The 15,679-nt window shown below is 63.7% G+C and carries 14 protein-coding genes and 3 pseudogenes; 11 read left to right on the forward strand and 6 right to left on the reverse strand.

Features of this window, described 5'->3' with window-relative positions; all coding sequences use genetic code 11:
- The first annotated feature begins 33 nt into the window (after positions 1-33).
- The 4 genes from ACI2KG_RS11210 (at position 34) to ACI2KG_RS11225 (ending at position 4,416) form a co-directional block, all read left to right on the forward strand.
- Positions 34-735, forward strand: a complete 702-nt coding sequence (locus tag ACI2KG_RS11210; protein WP_404661954.1) for an NAD(P)H-dependent oxidoreductase — start codon at positions 34-36, stop codon at positions 733-735.
- A 234-nt stretch (positions 736-969) separates the two neighbouring features.
- Positions 970-2,073, forward strand: coding sequence for a polyamine ABC transporter substrate-binding protein (locus ACI2KG_RS11215; RefSeq protein ID WP_404661955.1), 1,104 nt, complete (start codon positions 970-972; stop codon positions 2,071-2,073).
- 34 nt (positions 2,074-2,107) lie between these two features.
- The gene (locus ACI2KG_RS11220) at positions 2,108-3,520 is read left to right on the forward strand and encodes an aminotransferase (RefSeq protein ID WP_404661956.1); all 1,413 of its coding nucleotides are present in this window, start codon (positions 2,108-2,110) and stop codon (positions 3,518-3,520) included.
- Positions 3,521-3,573: 53 nt separating this feature from the next.
- Positions 3,574-4,416 (forward strand): helix-turn-helix transcriptional regulator, encoded by an 843-nt coding sequence (locus ACI2KG_RS11225; protein WP_404661957.1) that lies wholly within the window; start codon positions 3,574-3,576, stop codon positions 4,414-4,416.
- Between the two features lie 138 nt (positions 4,417-4,554).
- Here ACI2KG_RS11225 and ACI2KG_RS11230 read toward each other — a convergent pair.
- A pseudogene (locus ACI2KG_RS11230) lies at positions 4,555-4,983 on the reverse strand (PAS domain S-box protein); the annotation flags it as partial.
- On the opposite strand from ACI2KG_RS11230, the gene ACI2KG_RS11235 reads away from it, so the two are divergent.
- Entirely contained in the window at positions 4,962-5,873 is a 912-nt protein-coding gene (locus ACI2KG_RS11235; RefSeq protein WP_404661958.1) for a LysR substrate-binding domain-containing protein, read from the forward strand. The pseudogene ACI2KG_RS11230 and the gene ACI2KG_RS11235 overlap by 22 nt on opposite strands.
- A 156-nt stretch (positions 5,874-6,029) precedes the next feature.
- On the opposite strand, the pseudogene ACI2KG_RS11240 reads toward ACI2KG_RS11235, so the two are convergent.
- A pseudogene (locus ACI2KG_RS11240) lies at positions 6,030-6,188 on the reverse strand (Lrp/AsnC ligand binding domain-containing protein); the annotation flags it as partial.
- A 30-nt stretch (positions 6,189-6,218) separates the two neighbouring features.
- Between ACI2KG_RS11240 and ACI2KG_RS11245 the strand changes: the two are divergent.
- Both ACI2KG_RS11245 and ACI2KG_RS11250 read left to right on the forward strand, forming a co-directional pair.
- Positions 6,219-6,455: pseudogene (locus ACI2KG_RS11245) on the forward strand (amino acid transporter); the annotation flags it as partial.
- 88 nt (positions 6,456-6,543) lie between these two features.
- Positions 6,544-6,795 (forward strand): hypothetical protein, encoded by a 252-nt coding sequence (locus ACI2KG_RS11250; RefSeq protein ID WP_404661959.1) that lies wholly within the window; start codon positions 6,544-6,546, stop codon positions 6,793-6,795.
- Positions 6,796-6,921: 126 nt separating this feature from the next.
- Here the strand turns inward: ACI2KG_RS11250 and catR are convergent, their stop codons facing one another.
- Positions 6,922-7,794, reverse strand: coding sequence for an HTH-type transcriptional regulator CatR (gene catR / locus ACI2KG_RS11255; protein ID WP_404661960.1), 873 nt, complete (start codon positions 7,792-7,794; stop codon positions 6,922-6,924).
- A gap of 135 nt (positions 7,795-7,929) precedes the next feature.
- Between catR and ACI2KG_RS11260 the strand changes: the two genes are divergently transcribed.
- The 4 genes from ACI2KG_RS11260 to ACI2KG_RS11275 all read left to right on the forward strand — a co-directional run bounded on the left by ACI2KG_RS11260 (position 7,930) and on the right by ACI2KG_RS11275 (position 13,035).
- Entirely contained in the window at positions 7,930-9,051 is a 1,122-nt protein-coding gene (locus tag ACI2KG_RS11260; RefSeq protein WP_404661961.1) for a muconate cycloisomerase family protein, read from the forward strand.
- Between the two features lie 139 nt (positions 9,052-9,190).
- Positions 9,191-9,481: a muconolactone Delta-isomerase gene (catC, locus tag ACI2KG_RS11265; protein ID WP_404661962.1), complete on the forward strand. Its 291-nt coding sequence runs from the start codon at positions 9,191-9,193 to the stop codon at positions 9,479-9,481.
- Between the two features lie 43 nt (positions 9,482-9,524).
- Positions 9,525-10,460 (forward strand): catechol 1,2-dioxygenase, encoded by a 936-nt coding sequence (gene catA / locus ACI2KG_RS11270; protein WP_404661963.1) that lies wholly within the window; start codon positions 9,525-9,527, stop codon positions 10,458-10,460.
- Between the two features lie 478 nt (positions 10,461-10,938).
- Positions 10,939-13,035: a putative bifunctional diguanylate cyclase/phosphodiesterase gene (locus tag ACI2KG_RS11275; protein ID WP_404661964.1), complete on the forward strand. Its 2,097-nt coding sequence runs from the start codon at positions 10,939-10,941 to the stop codon at positions 13,033-13,035.
- Positions 13,036-13,157: 122 nt separating this feature from the next.
- On the opposite strand, the gene ACI2KG_RS11280 is transcribed toward ACI2KG_RS11275, so the two are convergent.
- Genes ACI2KG_RS11280 through ACI2KG_RS11290 form a run of 3 tightly spaced genes read right to left on the reverse strand, consistent with a single transcriptional unit; the run spans position 13,158 to position 15,594 of the window.
- Positions 13,158-13,742, reverse strand: a complete 585-nt coding sequence (locus ACI2KG_RS11280) for a LysE family translocator (RefSeq protein WP_404661965.1) — start codon at positions 13,740-13,742, stop codon at positions 13,158-13,160.
- Positions 13,743-13,791: 49 nt separating this feature from the next.
- Positions 13,792-14,622 carry an AraC family ligand binding domain-containing protein gene (locus tag ACI2KG_RS11285; protein ID WP_404661966.1) on the reverse strand — a complete coding sequence of 277 codons (831 nt, stop codon included), beginning with the start codon at positions 14,620-14,622 and terminating at the stop codon, positions 13,792-13,794.
- A gap of 48 nt (positions 14,623-14,670) precedes the next feature.
- Positions 14,671-15,594: a LysR family transcriptional regulator gene (locus ACI2KG_RS11290; RefSeq protein ID WP_404661967.1), complete on the reverse strand. Its 924-nt coding sequence runs from the start codon at positions 15,592-15,594 to the stop codon at positions 14,671-14,673.
- Positions 15,595-15,679: the final 85 nt, after the last annotated feature.

A 15,679-nucleotide genomic window follows, 5' to 3' on the forward strand; every position in this document is an offset into this window, starting at 1 on the left:
CAAGACAACCTGTTTTGTGTGAGGAGAATGTTTGTGAATGTACTGATCGTCCACGCTCACCCCGAGCCGCAATCGTTCACCGCTGCCCTGCGTGACCAGGCCGTGGAAACCTTCCGCGCCCAAGGCCACCAGGTGCAGGTCAGCGACCTGTACGCCATGGGCTGGAACCCCGTGGCCAGTGCCGATGATTTTACCCAACGCGAAAACCCCGAATACCTGGTGTATGCCCTGGAGCAGCGCCAGGGGGTCAAGCGTGGTGCCATTGCCGCGGACATCCAGCAGGAGCTGGACAAGCTGTTGTGGGCAGATTTGCTGGTGCTGAACTTCCCGATCTTCTGGTTCTCGGCACCGGCCATGCTCAAGGGCTGGATCGACCGGGTGCTGGTGTCGGGGGTGTGCTATGGCGGCAAGCGCTTCTACGACCAGGGTGGCTTGGCCGGCAAGAAGGCGCTGGTGACCGTGACCCTGGGCGGGCGCGAGCACATGTTTGGCGAGGGGGCCATTCACGGGCCGCTGGAGGACATGCTGCGGCCGATTTTGCGTGGCACGCTGGCCTATGTCGGCTTTGACGTGCTGGCGCCGTTCGTGGCCTGGCATGTGCCGTATATCAGTGATGAAGCACGGCAGGGTTTCCTGCAGCAGTATCGGCAGCGCCTGGAGCAGCTCTCGGACGACCAGCCGCTGGTGTTCCCGCGGCTGGCGCAATTTGATGAGGCGCTATACCCACTAGTGTGATTTCCTGCACTGGCCTCATCGCCGGCAAGCCCCCTCCCACAGGGAAACCACAGGGCTTCGGGACTGTGGGGGACCTGTGGGAGCTGGCTTGCCGGCGATAGGGCCAGTGGCCTTGATACAAACCTACCTGTCAAAAAACGACCACCCACACATTCGGGGTATGTCCGCCCTCGGCAAATCCCCCGATAGTGACCCCATCGGCTCGATCCGGAGCACTCACATGATGGAGTTGCCATGCGCAAGGTACTGAAGGTGATCGGTGGTCTGCTGCTGGTTTCAGGCGTCAGCCTGACCCAGGCAGCAGAGGTGGACAGCAGTAACACGTTGCGGTTGTACAACTGGACCGACTACATCGGTGAAACCACCCTGGCCGACTTCGAGAAGGCCACCGGCATCAAGGTCATCTACGACACCTTCGACGGCTACGAAACGGTGCAGACCAAACTGCTCACCGGCCGCTCCGGTTACGACCTGGTCATGCTCAACGCTTCCCTGGTGCCACCGCTGATCAGCGCCGGGGTGTTCCAGCCGCTGGACAAGCAGCAACTGCCCAGCTGGCACAACCTCGACCAGCAGGTGGTGAACACCCTGCAAGGCTACGACCCCGGCCTGAGATACTCGGCGCCCTACACCTGGGGCAGCTCGGGGGTGACCTACAACGTCGACAAGATCACCGCGCGCATGCCCGATGCGCCAATCGGTTCGCTGGCCATGCTGTTCGACCCGAAAATCGTCTCGCGCTTCGCCGACTGCGGTGTCACGCTGATGGACGCACCCACTGAAGTCATCCCGCTGGCCCTGCAGTACCTGGGCAAGGACCCGCGCAGCGCCTCGCCAGCCGACCTCAAGGCCGCCGAACAACTGTTGCTGGGCATCCGCCCGTACATTCGTAAGTTCGATTCGGTCAACTACCTGACCAGCCTGCCCAACGGCGATGTCTGCCTGGCGCTGACCTGGTCCGGTGACTACGCCACTGCACAGGCCCGTGCGGTGGAAGCGAAGAAGGACATCAAGCTGTCGTTCTTCATCCCCCAGGAAGGTTCGCTGATCTGGTTCGACAACCTGTACATCCCCAAGGACGCGCCACACGCGGCCAACGCCCACCGTTTCATCGAATTCCTGCTGCAACCGCAGACCATGGCCAAGGTCACCGACTACATCCACTACGCCAACAGCAACGCTGCCGCCACTGCGCTGGTGCGTGACGAGATCCGCCAGGACCCGGCCATCTACCCCGACGCCTCCACCCGCGAACGCCTGTTCGCGCAGAAAACCCAGAGCCCGAAGGACATGCGTGCCATCACCCGGGTCTGGAGCACGGTCAAGACCGGTTTCTGAACACTGCCCAACGATTCCCGCCAAGGAGCTGCCCATGGCCACCCCAAGCAAAGCATTCGCCGTTGCCCACGACCCGCTGGTGGAGGCCGACAAGGCCCACTACATGCACGGCTACCACGTATTTGACGAGCACCGCGAGCAAGGTGCGCTGAACATCGTTGCCGGCGAGGGCGCCTACATCCGCGATACCCACGGTAACCGCTTCCTCGATGCGGTTGGCGGCATGTGGTGCACCAACATTGGCCTGGGCCGTGAGGAAATGGCCCAGGCCATCGCCGACCAGGTGCGCCAGCTGGCCTATTCCAACCCGTTCTCGGACATGGCCAACGACGTTGCCATCGCGCTGTGCCAGAAGCTGGCGCAACTGGCGCCGGGCGACCTCGACCATGTGTTCCTCACCACCGGGGGCTCGACCGCAGTCGATACCGCCTACCGGCTGATCCAGTACTACCAGAACTGCCGCGGCAAGCCGCACAAGAAGCACATCATCGCCCGCTACAACGCCTACCACGGCTCCACCACCCTGACCATGTCGATCGGCAACAAGGCCGCCGACCGGGTGCCGGAGTTCGATTACCACCACGACCTCATCCACCATATCTCCAACCCCAACCCGTACCGCGCGCCGGACGATATGGACGAAGCCGAGTTCCTCGACTTCCTGGTGGCCGAGTTCGAAGACAAGATCCTCTCATTGGGCGCCGACAACGTGGCGGCGTTTTTGGCCGAGCCGATCATGGGCTCGGGCGGGGTGATCATTCCGCCCAAGGGCTACTTCCTGCGCATGTGGCAGCTGTGCCAGACCTACGACATCCTGTTCGTCGCCGACGAAGTGGTGACATCGTTCGGGCGCTTGGGCACCTTCTTCGCCAGCGAGGAGCTGTTTGGCGTTACCCCGGACATCATCACCACCGCCAAGGGCCTGACCTCGGCCTACCTGCCGTTGGGGGCGTGCATTTTCTCCGAACGTATCTGGCAGGTAATCGCCGAACCGGGCAAGGGCCGCTGCTTCACCCACGGTTTTACCTACAGCGGCCACCCGGTGTGCTGCACGGCGGCGCTGAAGAACATCGAGATCATCGAACGCGAGCACTTGCTCGACCACGTCAAGGACGTTGGCGGCTACCTGGAGCAACACTTGCACAGTCTGCGCGAGCTGCCGCTGGTGGGCGATGTGCGTTGCATGAAGCTGATGGCCTGCGTCGAGTTCGTTGCCGACAAGGCCAGCAAGGCGCTGTTTGCCGATGAGGTGAACATCGGCGAACGTATCCACAGCAAGGCCCAGGCCAAAGGGCTGCTGGTGCGGCCGATCATGCACCTGAACGTGATGTCGCCGCCGCTGATCATCACCCATGCGCAGGTGGACGAGATCGTCGATACCCTGCGCCAGTGCATCATCGAAACCGCGCGGGAACTGACCGCGCTTGGCCTGTACCAGGGCCGATGAGCCTGGCGCAAAGGGCTGTGCGCGGGCGTGCCTGGCAGGCTAGACTGCCGGGCATGACCCAGGCCTCTCCCGACACCTCGCTTACCCTGACCGTGGGCGCGCTGCAGCAATGGCACGCGGCGCTGCAGCGCGCGCTGGCGCATAGCGAAACACCCGAAGCGCTGGTGCATGTGGCTGCCGCGATTGGCCAGCTGGTGCAGGTTGAATCGATGATGATCAGCCTGGAGCGCCAGGGGCAGGCGCCGCAGCTGTTGTACCAGCAAGGCATCCCCGAACTGCACCGCGCTGCCGTACTGGAGCGCTACTTCAGCGCCGGCTACCTGCTTGACCCGTTTTGCCTGGCGGTGCAAAGCGGCCTGGCCGAGGGCTTCTACCACCTGCAGGAAATCGCCCCCGACAACTTCTTCGATAGTGAGTATTACAAGGCCTATTACCTGGGCACCGGTTGCAGTGAAGACAGCTACTACATCGTCGACCTCAGCGCTGGCCGCAAGCTGTCGCTGAGCCTGTTCCAGGGCTGTAGCGGCACCCCGCTGAGCACCGGGCAGGTGGACCTGCTGCGTGCGCTGGAGCCGATGGTGCGCGAGCTGCTGGGGCGCTATGCCCGGCATAACCTGGAACCGGGAATTGTTTCGGCTGAGAGGGGCAGCTTGCAGGCGGCGTTCGACAGCTTCGGCTGCCAGGTGCTGACCGACCGTGAGCGGGAGGTAGCGCACATGATTCTGCGTGGGCATTCGGTGAAGTCCACTGCGCTGGAGCTGGGTATTTCGCCGGAGACGGTGCGCATGCACCGGAAGAATTTGTATTTGAAGCTGGCGATCAACTCGCAATCGGAGTTGTTTGCGCGGTTTATCGATTGGTTGCGCGGCGATCACCTGGATTCAGGCTTGCGATGAATTTGTGGGAGCGGCCTTGTGTCGCGATGGGGCGCGCAGCGGCCCCGGCAATCTGTGACAGGGCAGAGATTTTGGGGCCGCTGCGCGCCCCATCGCGACACAAGGCCGCTCCTACAGAGGGCTGTGTACGCCGGACGATTACGAAGCCGCCAGGCGGGCCTCCAGGGCGGCGATATGCACCTGCAGCCGCTCATGCTCCTGGCGCTCGGCACTGATGTCTTCGAACACGCTGATCAGGTGCTCGGGCTCGCCATTGTCACGACGCTGCAGCGAGGTGCGCGCGCGTACCCAGATGTACTCGCCGCTCTTGTGGCGCACGCGTTTTTCCACCTCGTAACGCTCGGTTTCGCCAGCCAGCATGCGCTGCAGTAATTGCAGGTTCTGCGCCAGGTCGTCAGCGTGGGTGATCTGCTGGAAGGTCATGCCGTACAGCTCATCGGGCCGATAACCCAGCAGTTCGCACAGGCTGTTGTTGACCCTTTGCCAGGTGCCGTCGGGGGCGATGTAGATAATCTGGCCAATCATGGATTCTTGGAACACGATACGTGAATAATCTTCCCAGCCTCGACGACCTCAACATCTTCCTGCAGGTGGCCAAGCGCGCCAGCTTCGCGGCCGTGGCCGACGAGCTGGGCATGTCGGCGGCGTACATCAGCAAGCGCATTCGCATGCTGGAGCAAACCCTGGAAGTACGCCTGCTGCACCGCACCACCCGGCGGGTGACGGTGAGCGAGGAGGGCGAGCGGGTGTACCAGTGGGCGCTGCAGATTTTTGATGCGGTGCAGCGCATGGGCGATGACATCAGCGCCCAGCACCGTGAGCCGGCCGGGCAGTTGCGCATTGCCAGCAGCCTGGGCTTGGGCCGACGCTTCGTGGCGCCGGCCTTGTCGGAACTGGCCGAGCGCTACCCGCGGCTGGACATTCGCCTGGACGTGCACGACCGCCTGGTGGACCTGATTGCCGAAGGCGTCGACCTGGATATCCGCATGGGTAATGCCATTGCCCCCAACCTGATCGCCAAGCCGCTGGCGCGCAACCGCCGTGTGTTGTGCGCCGCGCCGACGTATCTGGCCCGGCGCGGCACGCCCAAAGTGCTGGGCGACCTGGCCAGCCACGATTGCCTGGTGATCAAGGAACGCGACCACCCGTTTGGTGTGTGGCAGCTGATGGGGCCGGACGGTGAAGAGGGGGTGCGCGTGACTGGCGGCTTGTCGACCAACCATGGTGAAGTGGCGCACCAGTGGTGCCTGGACGGGCGCGGAATATTGCTGCGTTCATGGTGGGACGTGCACGACAGCCTGCAGGACGGGCGGCTGGTGCAGGTGCTGGAGGGCTATCACCAGCCGGCGGATATCTGGGCGGTGTACACCTCGCCGCTGGCCAGCTCGGCCAAGGTGCGGGTGGCGGTGGATTTTTTCCGGCAGTATTTTGCCGAGCGCTATAGCCTGCCGGGGTAGAGGACCTGATGCGTGCTTTGTGTAGGAGCGGCCTTGTGTCGCGATGGGCTGCGAAGCAGCCCCGGCAATTTGTGCGATAACGCTGAAACCCGGGGGCTGCTTCGCAGCCCATCGCGACACAAGGCCGCTCCTACACAAAGCAGACCGCGTCGGGTTTCAGGAAACGGGTATCCGCGAAACCGCTTTCACCTCCCGCAACGCCAGGCTCGACTGGATCGAGGCAATCCCCGGCTGTCGGCGCAACACCTCTTCCACGAATCGCCCATAGCTCTCCAGGTCAGTCGCCAGCACCGTCAGCACATAGTCATCGTCGCCATCGTCCTGTTGATCATCACGGCGGCGGTGATGATTGCTACGTCCTACACCTCGCCCAACGGGGTGGTTGCCTCGTTGTCCAACGTGGTCGCACCCGGCGCGGTATTGCCGCATGGCATCAGCGGCTTTTTTGCCGGGTTCCAGATTGCCGTGTTTTCGTTTGCCGGCACCGAACTGATCGGTACCACGGCAGCCGAAGCCAAGAACCCGCACCGTTCGCTGCCCAAGGCGATCAACACCATCCCGCTGCGCATCCTGCTGTTCTACATCCTCGCGCTGGTGTGCATCATCAGCGTGGTGTCGTGGGCCGAGGTGCCGGCCAACCGCAGCCCCTCTCGACGGTGTCGGCGATTCGGTGATTTCCACCTGGTCGATGATCCTGGCGGCGTACCTTGCCTACCGCAAGCGCAACCCGGCCGCGCACCAGGCCTCGCAGTTCAAGTTGCCGGGCGGGGTAGTGACGGCGGTAGTGACCCTGGGCTTTCTCGGTTTCGTGCTGGTGCTGCTGGCGCTGCAACCGGATACCCGGCTGGCGCTGTGCGTGATGCCGTTGTGGTTTGTGTTCCTGTTGCTGGCCTACCGCCGGCGCAGCGAGCCTCGCACCTGAGCAAACTACCTGCCCTGTGGGAGCGGGTTCACCCGCGAGGCATCCAACACGGTGCATGGCACCGGCTTTGCCGGTGTTCGCGGCTAAAGCCGCTCCCACAGGGACCGCGGCGCAGGCATGAATTGGTCATACGGTCTGCTGCTCGATCAACGCCAGGCAACGCTGCACGATCGGGCTCACATCCCCCTTGCGTCGGCTGAGGATGATCGGGCTGACGGCACCGCTGTCCAGCAGGCCGGCATACGCGATATCGGTACGGTGCTGCTGCTGCACCGACGCCGGCACCAAGGTGATGCCGACACCGACTGCCACCAGGCCGATTGCAGTCTGCAATTCGTTGGCCCACTGGCTGACACGGATGCTCATGCCGTGGTGGGCGAACAGCGCCAGTACATGGTCGGCATAGCTGGGCCGCGGGTTGGCCGGGTAGAGGATGAACGCTTCGCCGGCCAACTGCGCCAGGCTCAGCGGGCTGCCCGCCAGCGGGTGGCCCTTGGGCAGCACGGCCACCAGCGGGTCTTCGCACAGCACCTGCTGGTGAATGGCCGGGTCGTCGATACGAATGCGCCCGAAGGCAATATCGATGCGCCCGCTCTTCAGCGCCTCCACCTGCTGCAACGTGGTCATCTCGCTCAGGCCCAGTTCCAGCTCACTGTCCTGGCGCAGCTCGCGGATCAGTTCCGGCAGCACGGTATAGAGGGTAGAAGGCGCAAAGCCGATGCCTAGCCACTGGCGCTGGCCCTGGCCAATGCGCCGGGTGTTGTCGCTGATGTTCTGCAACTGCTGCAGCACGGTGCAGGTCTGCTCGTAGAAAAAGCGACCGGCCTCGGTCAGCCGCAGCGGGCGTTCGCGCACCACCAGCAGGGTGCCAAGCTGCTCTTCCAGTTGGCTGATCTGTCGGCTTAGCGGTGGCTGGGCGATGTGCAGCAGCTCGGCAGCACGGGTGAAGTTCAGGGTCTCTGCCAAAGCCTTGAAGTAACGCAGGTGGCGCAGCTCCATCAGACCTCCAGGGTATGGTGGGAGATTCATTTGATATTGGACGCTGGTCAGGGTGTCGCGCAATCCTTGAACAATCAAGTAAATGCACCATTCGGGCCTGCCACTGGCAGCCCGACCTGACGGGACCTGGCAACAATGACAAGTGCGCTGATTGAACGTATAGAGGCAATTATCGTCGACCTGCCGACGATTCGCCCGCACAAGCTGGCGATGCACACCCTGCAGCAGCAGACCCTGGTGGTATTGCGCATTCGCTGCAGCGATGGCGTGGAAGGTATCGGCGAAGCCACCACCATTGGCGGCCTGGCCTACGGCTACGAAAGCCCCGAGGGCATCAAGGCCAACATCGACGCGCACCTGGCCCCGGCGCTGATCGGCCTGCCGGCAGACAACATCAACGCCGCCATGCTCAAGCTGGAAAAACTGGCCAAGGGCAATACGTTTGCCAAGTCGGGTATCGAAAGTGCCTTGCTCGACGCCCAGGGCAAGCGCCTGGGCCTGCCGGTCAGCGAACTGCTCGGCGGGCGCGTGCGTGACAGCCTGGAAGTGGCCTGGACCCTGGCCAGCGGCGACACCGCCCGCGACATCGCCGAAGCCCAGCTCATGCTGGAAATTCGCCGGCACCGGGTGTTCAAGCTGAAGATCGGCGCCAACCCGGTGGCGCAGGACCTTAAGCACGTGGTGGCCATCAAGCGCGAGCTGGGCGACCGCGCCAGCGTGCGGGTTGACGTCAACCAGTACTGGGACGAGTCCCAGGCCTTGCGCGCCTGTCAGGTACTCGGCGACAACGGCATCGACCTGATCGAACAACCGATTTCGCGCATCAACCGCGGTGGCCAGGTGCGCCTGAACCAGCGCAGCCCGGCGCCGATCATGGCCGATGAGTCGATCGAGAGTGTTGAAGACGCCTTCAGCCTGGCCGCCGACGGCGCCGCCAGTATCTTCGCCCTGAAAATCGCCAAGAACGGCGGCCCGCGTGCGGTGCTGCGCACCGCGCAAATCGCCGAGGCCGCCGGTATCGCCCTGTACGGCGGCACCATGCTCGAAGGCTCGATCGGCACCCTGGCCTCGGCCCATGCCTTCCTGACCCTGCGCCAGCTGACCTGGGGCACCGAACTGTTCGGGCCTTTGCTGCTGACGGAGGAAATCGTCAATGAGCCGCCGCAGTACCACGACTTCCAGCTGCACATTCCGCGTACCCCAGGCTTGGGCCTGACCTTGGACGAGCAGCGCCTGGCGCGTTTCGCCCGGCACTGAAAAGTACACACAAAACCCCTGTAGGAGCGGCTTTAGCCGCGAAGCAGGCGACGCGGTGGATGGCACCGGCCATGCCGGTGTTCGCGGCTGAAGCCGCTCCTACAGCGTTCGAACCTGAGCAGGACAAGGAGATATCAGCATGTTGTTCCACGTGAAGATGACCGTGAAACTGCCGGTCGACATGGACCCGGCCAAGGCCGCCCGGCTCAAGGCCAATGAAAAAGAACTGGCCCAGCGCCTGCAGCGCGAAGGCACCTGGCGCCACTTGTGGCGCATTGCCGGGCACTACGCCAACTACAGCGTGTTCGATGTGCCCAGCGTAGAAGCGCTGCACGACACGCTGATGCAGCTGCCGCTGTTCCCGTACATGGACATTGAGGTCGACGGCCTGTGCCGGCACCCCTCGTCGGTCCACAGCGACGACCGCTGATTAGCACCTATCCGCCTGACAAGAACAATATGAGGTGAACACCATGACCGTGAAAATTTCCCACACTGCCGACATCCAGGCCTTCTTCAACCAGGTCGCTGGCCTGGACCATGCCGAAGGCAACCCGCGTTTCAAGCAGATCATCCGGCGCATGCTGCAAGACACCGCGCGCCTGGTCGAAGACCTGGAAATCACCGAGGACGAGTTCTGGCACGCCGTTGACTACCTCAACCGCCTGGGCGGCCGTAACGAGGCAGGCCTGCTGGCTGCCGGGCTGGGTATCGAGCACTTCATCGACCTGCTGCAGGACGCCAAGGATGCCGAGGCTGGCTTGAGCGGCGGCACCCCGCGTACCATCGAAGGCCCTCTGTACGTTGCTGGCGCACCGCTGGCGCAAGGCGAAGCGCGCATGGACGACGGTACCGACCCGGGCGTGGTGATGTTCCTCCAGGGCCAGGTGTTCGACGCTGGCGGCAAGCCACTGGCAGGTGCTACCGTCGACCTGTGGCACGCCAACACCCAGGGCACGTATTCGTACTTTGATTCGAGCCAGTCCGAGTACAACCTGCGCCGCCGTATCATTACCGATGCCGATGGCCGCTACCGCGCGCGCTCGATCGTGCCGTCGGGCTATGGTTGCGACCCGCAGGGCCCGACCCAGGAATGCCTCGACCAGCTTGGCCGCCACGGCCAGCGCCCGGCGCATGTGCACTTCTTCATCTCGGCGCCGGGGCACCGCCACCTGACCACGCAAATCAACTTTGCCGGTGACCAGTACCTGTGGGACGACTTTGCCTACGCCACCCGTGACGGGCTGATCGGCGAGCTGCGCTTTGTCGACGATGCCGCGGCGGCGCGTGACCGTGGTGTGCAGGGCGAGCGCTTTGCCGAGCTGGCGTTCGACTTCCACCTGCAGGCGGCCAGGGCGCCCGAGGCCGAGGCGCGAAGCCAGCGGCCGCGTGCCTTGCAGGACGGATGAACAGCGCTTTCAGAGTCTTTAGAGACCATTGTGGGGCGGGTTTACCCGCGAAGAATGCGACGCGGTGTATGGCACCGGCGTTGCCGGTGTTCGCGGGTCAACCCGCTCCCACAGGGCCGTGCTATTCAATGAGTGACTTGTAATCCTGATTTTACTTTGCCTGGGCCTTACCGTGCGGGGAGGGCCCGGTTTTTTTACTGGCGCGGGCCGGTGATCTGGAATCCGCCTTTTGCCCGAGCCCCGCACCACGCTGCCCATCGCGCTGCTGCCCACTGGGAACTGCTCAATTTCCTGATAGCCGGCGCCCGTCGTCGAGGGTTGCCCGCTTTCGTTCGTCTTGAAAAAGCAATAGCGAGCTTTTTTGTGATCCGCTTCACAAAATCGCCATGAGCGGCATAATGCCATCAACGCTAACCAAGACCCGGCCAGCGCTTGCCGGGGTCTCTTTTCATGCCGTTCGAAGGCTCAGGTAAAGTTCATGTCGCTAGTCGCAAGCCCCGACATCATGTACCGGCTGTTGATCCAGAGCGTGGCGGACTATGCCATCTACCTGCTCACCCCCGACGGTATCGTCGCCAACTGGAACCCCGGTGCGCAGCGCGCCAAGGGCTACCTGGCCGATGAAATCGTTGGCCAGCATTACTCGTTGTTCTACAGCGATGCCGAACGTGCGGCCGGGTTGCCCGGGCTTAACCTGGAGCAGGCGCGCAACACCGGGCGCTTCGAGGAAGTCGGTTCACGCCTGCGCAAGGACGGCTCGGCTTTCCATGCCCATGTGGTGATCGATGCGGTGTACGACGATGCCGGAAAACTGGTGGGTTTTGCCAAGGTGACCCGCGACATCTCCGAACGCCACCAGCAGGAACAGGAGCTGCTGCAGGCCAAGGAGCTGGCCGAGCAGTACAGCCAGGAAATGGCCAAGTTGTCGCAGTTTCTCGATTCGGTGATTGCCAACATTCCTGCCAGTGTCATTGTCCAGGACTTGGAGAGCCAGCGCATCCTGTTGGCCAACCAGCAGGCCGAACGCCTGTTCGGTGGGCCGCAACGCAGCATGATCGGCCAGTTGCCCGGCGCCTGCCTGGCACCGGCAGCGGCCGAGTTTCTGGAGCAGCAACTGGCGCGCGGTGCCCGCAGCACCAAGGGCCATGCCGCCGAAACCCGCGTCGATACCGCCCGTGGGCCGCGCACCTTGCGTAGCCGTACCTTGCTCAGCCAGAACCGCGAGGGCCAGGCCGACTACGTGCTGTTCGTGGCCGAAGATGCCACCGAAGAGCTGGCCGCCCACGCACAGATTCACCACATGGCGCACCACGATGCGCTCACCGGGCTGCCCAACCGCACGCTGTTCAACGAACGCCTGCGCCAGGCCTTGGTGCGCGGCAGCGAGCACGACAAGCTGACCGCCGCCCTGTGCCTGGACCTGGACAACTTCAAGAACATCAATGACTCGCTTGGCCATGCCTTTGGCGACAAGCTGCTGCGTGCCCTGGGCAAGCGCCTGCGTCGCGAGCTGCGCGAGCACGACACCCTGGCCCGCCTGGGCGGTGACGAGTTTGCCGTGGTGCTGACTGGCCTGGAAGGCCGTGACGCGGCCTGCAACACTGCGCAACGGCTGATCAATGCCATTTACCCGCCGTTCCAGATCGAAGGGCACCAGTTCAGCGTGGGGGTGAGCATCGGCATCGCCATCGCCCCGGATGACAACGACCAGGCCGAGCAATTGCTGGGTTATGCCGACATGGCGCTGTACGAGGCCAAGCGCAACGGCCGCAACCGCTACGAGTGCTTCGATGTCGAACTGGACGTTGCCGCCCGCCAGCGCCGCCTGGTGGAAACCGACCTGCGCACCGCGCTGCACCTGGGCCAGTTGCAGCTGCATTACCAGCCGGTCGTCGACCAGCAGACCAGCAGTGTCACCGGTTATGAGGCGCTGCTGCGCTGGGAGCACCCCACCCGCGGCATGGTCATGCCTATGGACTTCATCCCCATCGCCGAAGAAACCGGGCTGATCCACGAACTCGGTACTCGCGCGCTGAACCTGGCCTGCCAGGAGGCGGCCAGTTGGGACAGTGAGCAGACGGTGTCGGTCAACCTGTCGGCAGTGCAGTTCAAGAATGGCAACCTGGTACACATCGTCGCCTTGGCGCTGGCCGACTCGGGCTTGGCGCCGCAACGGTTGGAGCTGGAAATTACCGAGTCGGTGCTGCTGGGCAACAGCGAGGAAAACGTGCGGACCTTGCGCGCGCTGAAGGACCTGGGCGTGTCGATTTCGCTGGACGACTTTGGCACCGGGTATTCCTCGCTGGGCTACCTGCGGTCGTTCCCGTTCGACCGGATCAAGATCGACAAGTCGTTCGTGCATGACATGTGCGACAGCCGTGAGGCGATGTCGATCATCCGCGCCATCACCGACTTGTCCAACAGCCTGATGATCAAGACTACGGCCGAAGGCGTTGAGTCGGAAGAGCAGATGCGCCGGCTTGCGGCGGAGGGGTGTTCGCACTTCCAGGGTTATCTGTATGGGCGGCCGGCACCGGCGAGCGAGCGCTTGAAGCAGGTGGTAATGCTGCGCTAGAGCTCCTGCGTGGGTGCTCAGGGCTTGAAGCCCATGCGCCCGATCTGTTTGATGCAGAGACAGATGCAGCACCTGTGGGAGCGGGTTCCCCCGCGAAGAGGCCGGCAGCAACTGTGGAGGGCTCAAGCCAGAACGGCAGCCCAAGCAGAACCCAGCAAAACGACTGCCAACACCTGGTTGAACACTCGCAACCGCCGCGGTGCCTGCAACCACCGCGCGCTACCCACCCCCAACACCGCCCATGCCGCCATGCACGGCAGGGCAATCAGCAAGAACACCAACGCCAGCTGCCATACCGGCAGCGACGGCGCAGCAAACACCCCGACCACCGCCACGGCCATCATCCACACCTTGGGGTTCACCACCTGCAACGAGGCGGCGCTGAAGGCGCTAAAACCTTGCGCCGACTCCGTCTGCAGCGGGGCGGCGGCACTGCGCAGCGTCTTCCACGCCAGCCAGCTCAGCCACAGTACCCCGGCCCAGCTCATCAGCTGTTGCGCCAGCGGGTGACGCAGCAACAGCTCACCCAGCCCCAGCCCGACCAGCAGCACGATCGCTGCCGCCGCGCCACAGGCGGCCACGATCGGTGCCAGGCTTGCACGCAGACCTTGTCGGGCGCCGTGGGCAAGGATCAACAGGTTGGTCGGCCCCGGGCTGATGCTGGACACCAGGGCGAACAGGATAAAGGGCAACAACGACTGCGACATGGTCAAACGCTCCGGAAATCGAAGCACCATGTTCGCGGCTTGCAGGCGCTTAGTCTGGAAGGTTTGAGCAGCGCTTGCGGTAGCCGGCCGGGGTCAGCTGATAGGCGCGGCGGAACCAGCGGCCCAAATGGCTCTGGTCGGCAAAACCCAAGGCCACGGCCACTTCGGCAGGCGCCTGGCCCTGGGCAAGCAGGCGCCGCGCCCGGGCCAGACGTAGCTGGATCAGGTAGGCATGCGGGGCAATGCCGAATGCAGCCTTGAATGCGCGGGTGAGGCGGAAGCGGTCGATGCCGCAGGCCTTGGCCAGGTCTTCCAGGCCGATGTCGCGCTCCAGGTTGGCGTGCAGGAAGTCCCGCGCACGCTGCGCGGTCAGCGGCAGGCGCGGGTCGGGGCTGATACGCCGTCGCCAGTGCAGGTGGCGGGTCAGGCAGGTGAGCAGGTCGTCCGTGGCGGTTTGCCGGACGATGCGCAAGTCCTGGTCATGCACGGCGCGGAAGGCGAGGGCAGTGGCCTGGGCCAGGTGTTCGTCGTGGCACAGGGTATCGGCAAAACTGGGCAGGCTGTCACCGGGTGCCTGCTCGAACAGCGTCCGCAATTGCTGGTCGAGCCAGGCCGGTTCCAGGTACAGCGTCGAATAGGTAAAGCCTTCTTCGGTCGGCGCCAGGCCATCGTGGATGTCGCCGGGCTCTAGCAGAAACACCTGCCCTGGGGTGCTGCGGTGGCGCACCCGGCGGCAGTTGAACTGCTGCACGCCTTGTTCGGTCACGCCGACCAGGAAGCTGTCGTGCCAGTGTGGGTCGTAGGCATGCCCGACGAAATGCGCACGGACCGACTCGATACCGGTGTCGGCATCTTGTTTGAAGTCGATCCAGTTGCTCATGGAAGTGTGCCTTGGCGGTAAATGGCTACTCTAGCGCACAGGCCCTGCTCAGTCTGGAACGATTGTGCAGCCGTTGGTCAGTGCCCGGTCACGCAGTTGTTCGAAGCGCTCGCGTAGCCACAGGTGCAATTGTGTCACCGCCGGCGTGAGCTGTTTGCGATGCGGGCACACCAGGGTGACCGGGGTCGGTTCGCCAAGCAATTCGGGCAGGACGATTTCCAGTTCACCGGCGGCAATGTTGGCGCTGACATCCAGCCACGACTTGTAGACGATACCTTCGCCTTGAATGGCCAGGCGGCGGATGACATCGGCGTCGTCGCTGACCAGCGGCCCGCGTACCTGCACGGTGCGCTTGCCCAGTTGCCACTTGTCGTACACCCGGTTGTGCTGCATGTAAAGCAGGCAGGCATGCTGCTGCAGGGCATCGGGCGTGAGCGGGTGGCCGTGGCGGGCCAGGTAGTCGGGCGAGGCGACCAGCACCCGGCGGTTCCAGGCGGCCAGCGGCAGGGCGATGTAATTGGCATCCTGGTTGAGGCCGTAGCGGATGGCTACATCAACCGGGTCGCGGTTGAGGTCGGCAATCTGGTCAGAGAGAAAGAAGCGCAACTGCAACGCCGGGTGTTCGCGGCGAAACGCGCTGAGCCACGGCAGCAGCATGTTGCGGCCCATGTCGGACGGCGCCGATACCTGCAAGGTCCCGCGCAGGGTATGCGGGTTGCCATGCAAGTCTTCATGGCCCTGGCGCAGGCTCTCCAGCACATTCAGGGCGGTAGGCAGATAGCGCTCACCCTCGGCGGTCAGGCGAAGGCTGCGGGTGGTGCGGGCGAACAGGCGCACATCCAGGTCACGCTCCAGACGCTTGATGGCGGCAGCCACCTGGCCCGGCAGCAGGCCTGCTTCATGGGCGGCGGCAGTGAAGCTGCCCAGCACACTGCTGCGGGCGAACAGTTCGAGGTCGGCGATGCGCAGCATTTTCACTCCAAGGATGAAAGTGTTGCTGCATTGTGCCGGTTTTTCTTTTCTACCGGAAAGATAAGATGCGCAGCAAATCCACTGT

It is taken from the genome of Pseudomonas sp. NPDC089407, from assembly GCF_044900445.1.
Classification (GTDB): Bacteria; Pseudomonadota; Gammaproteobacteria; order Pseudomonadales; family Pseudomonadaceae; genus Aquipseudomonas.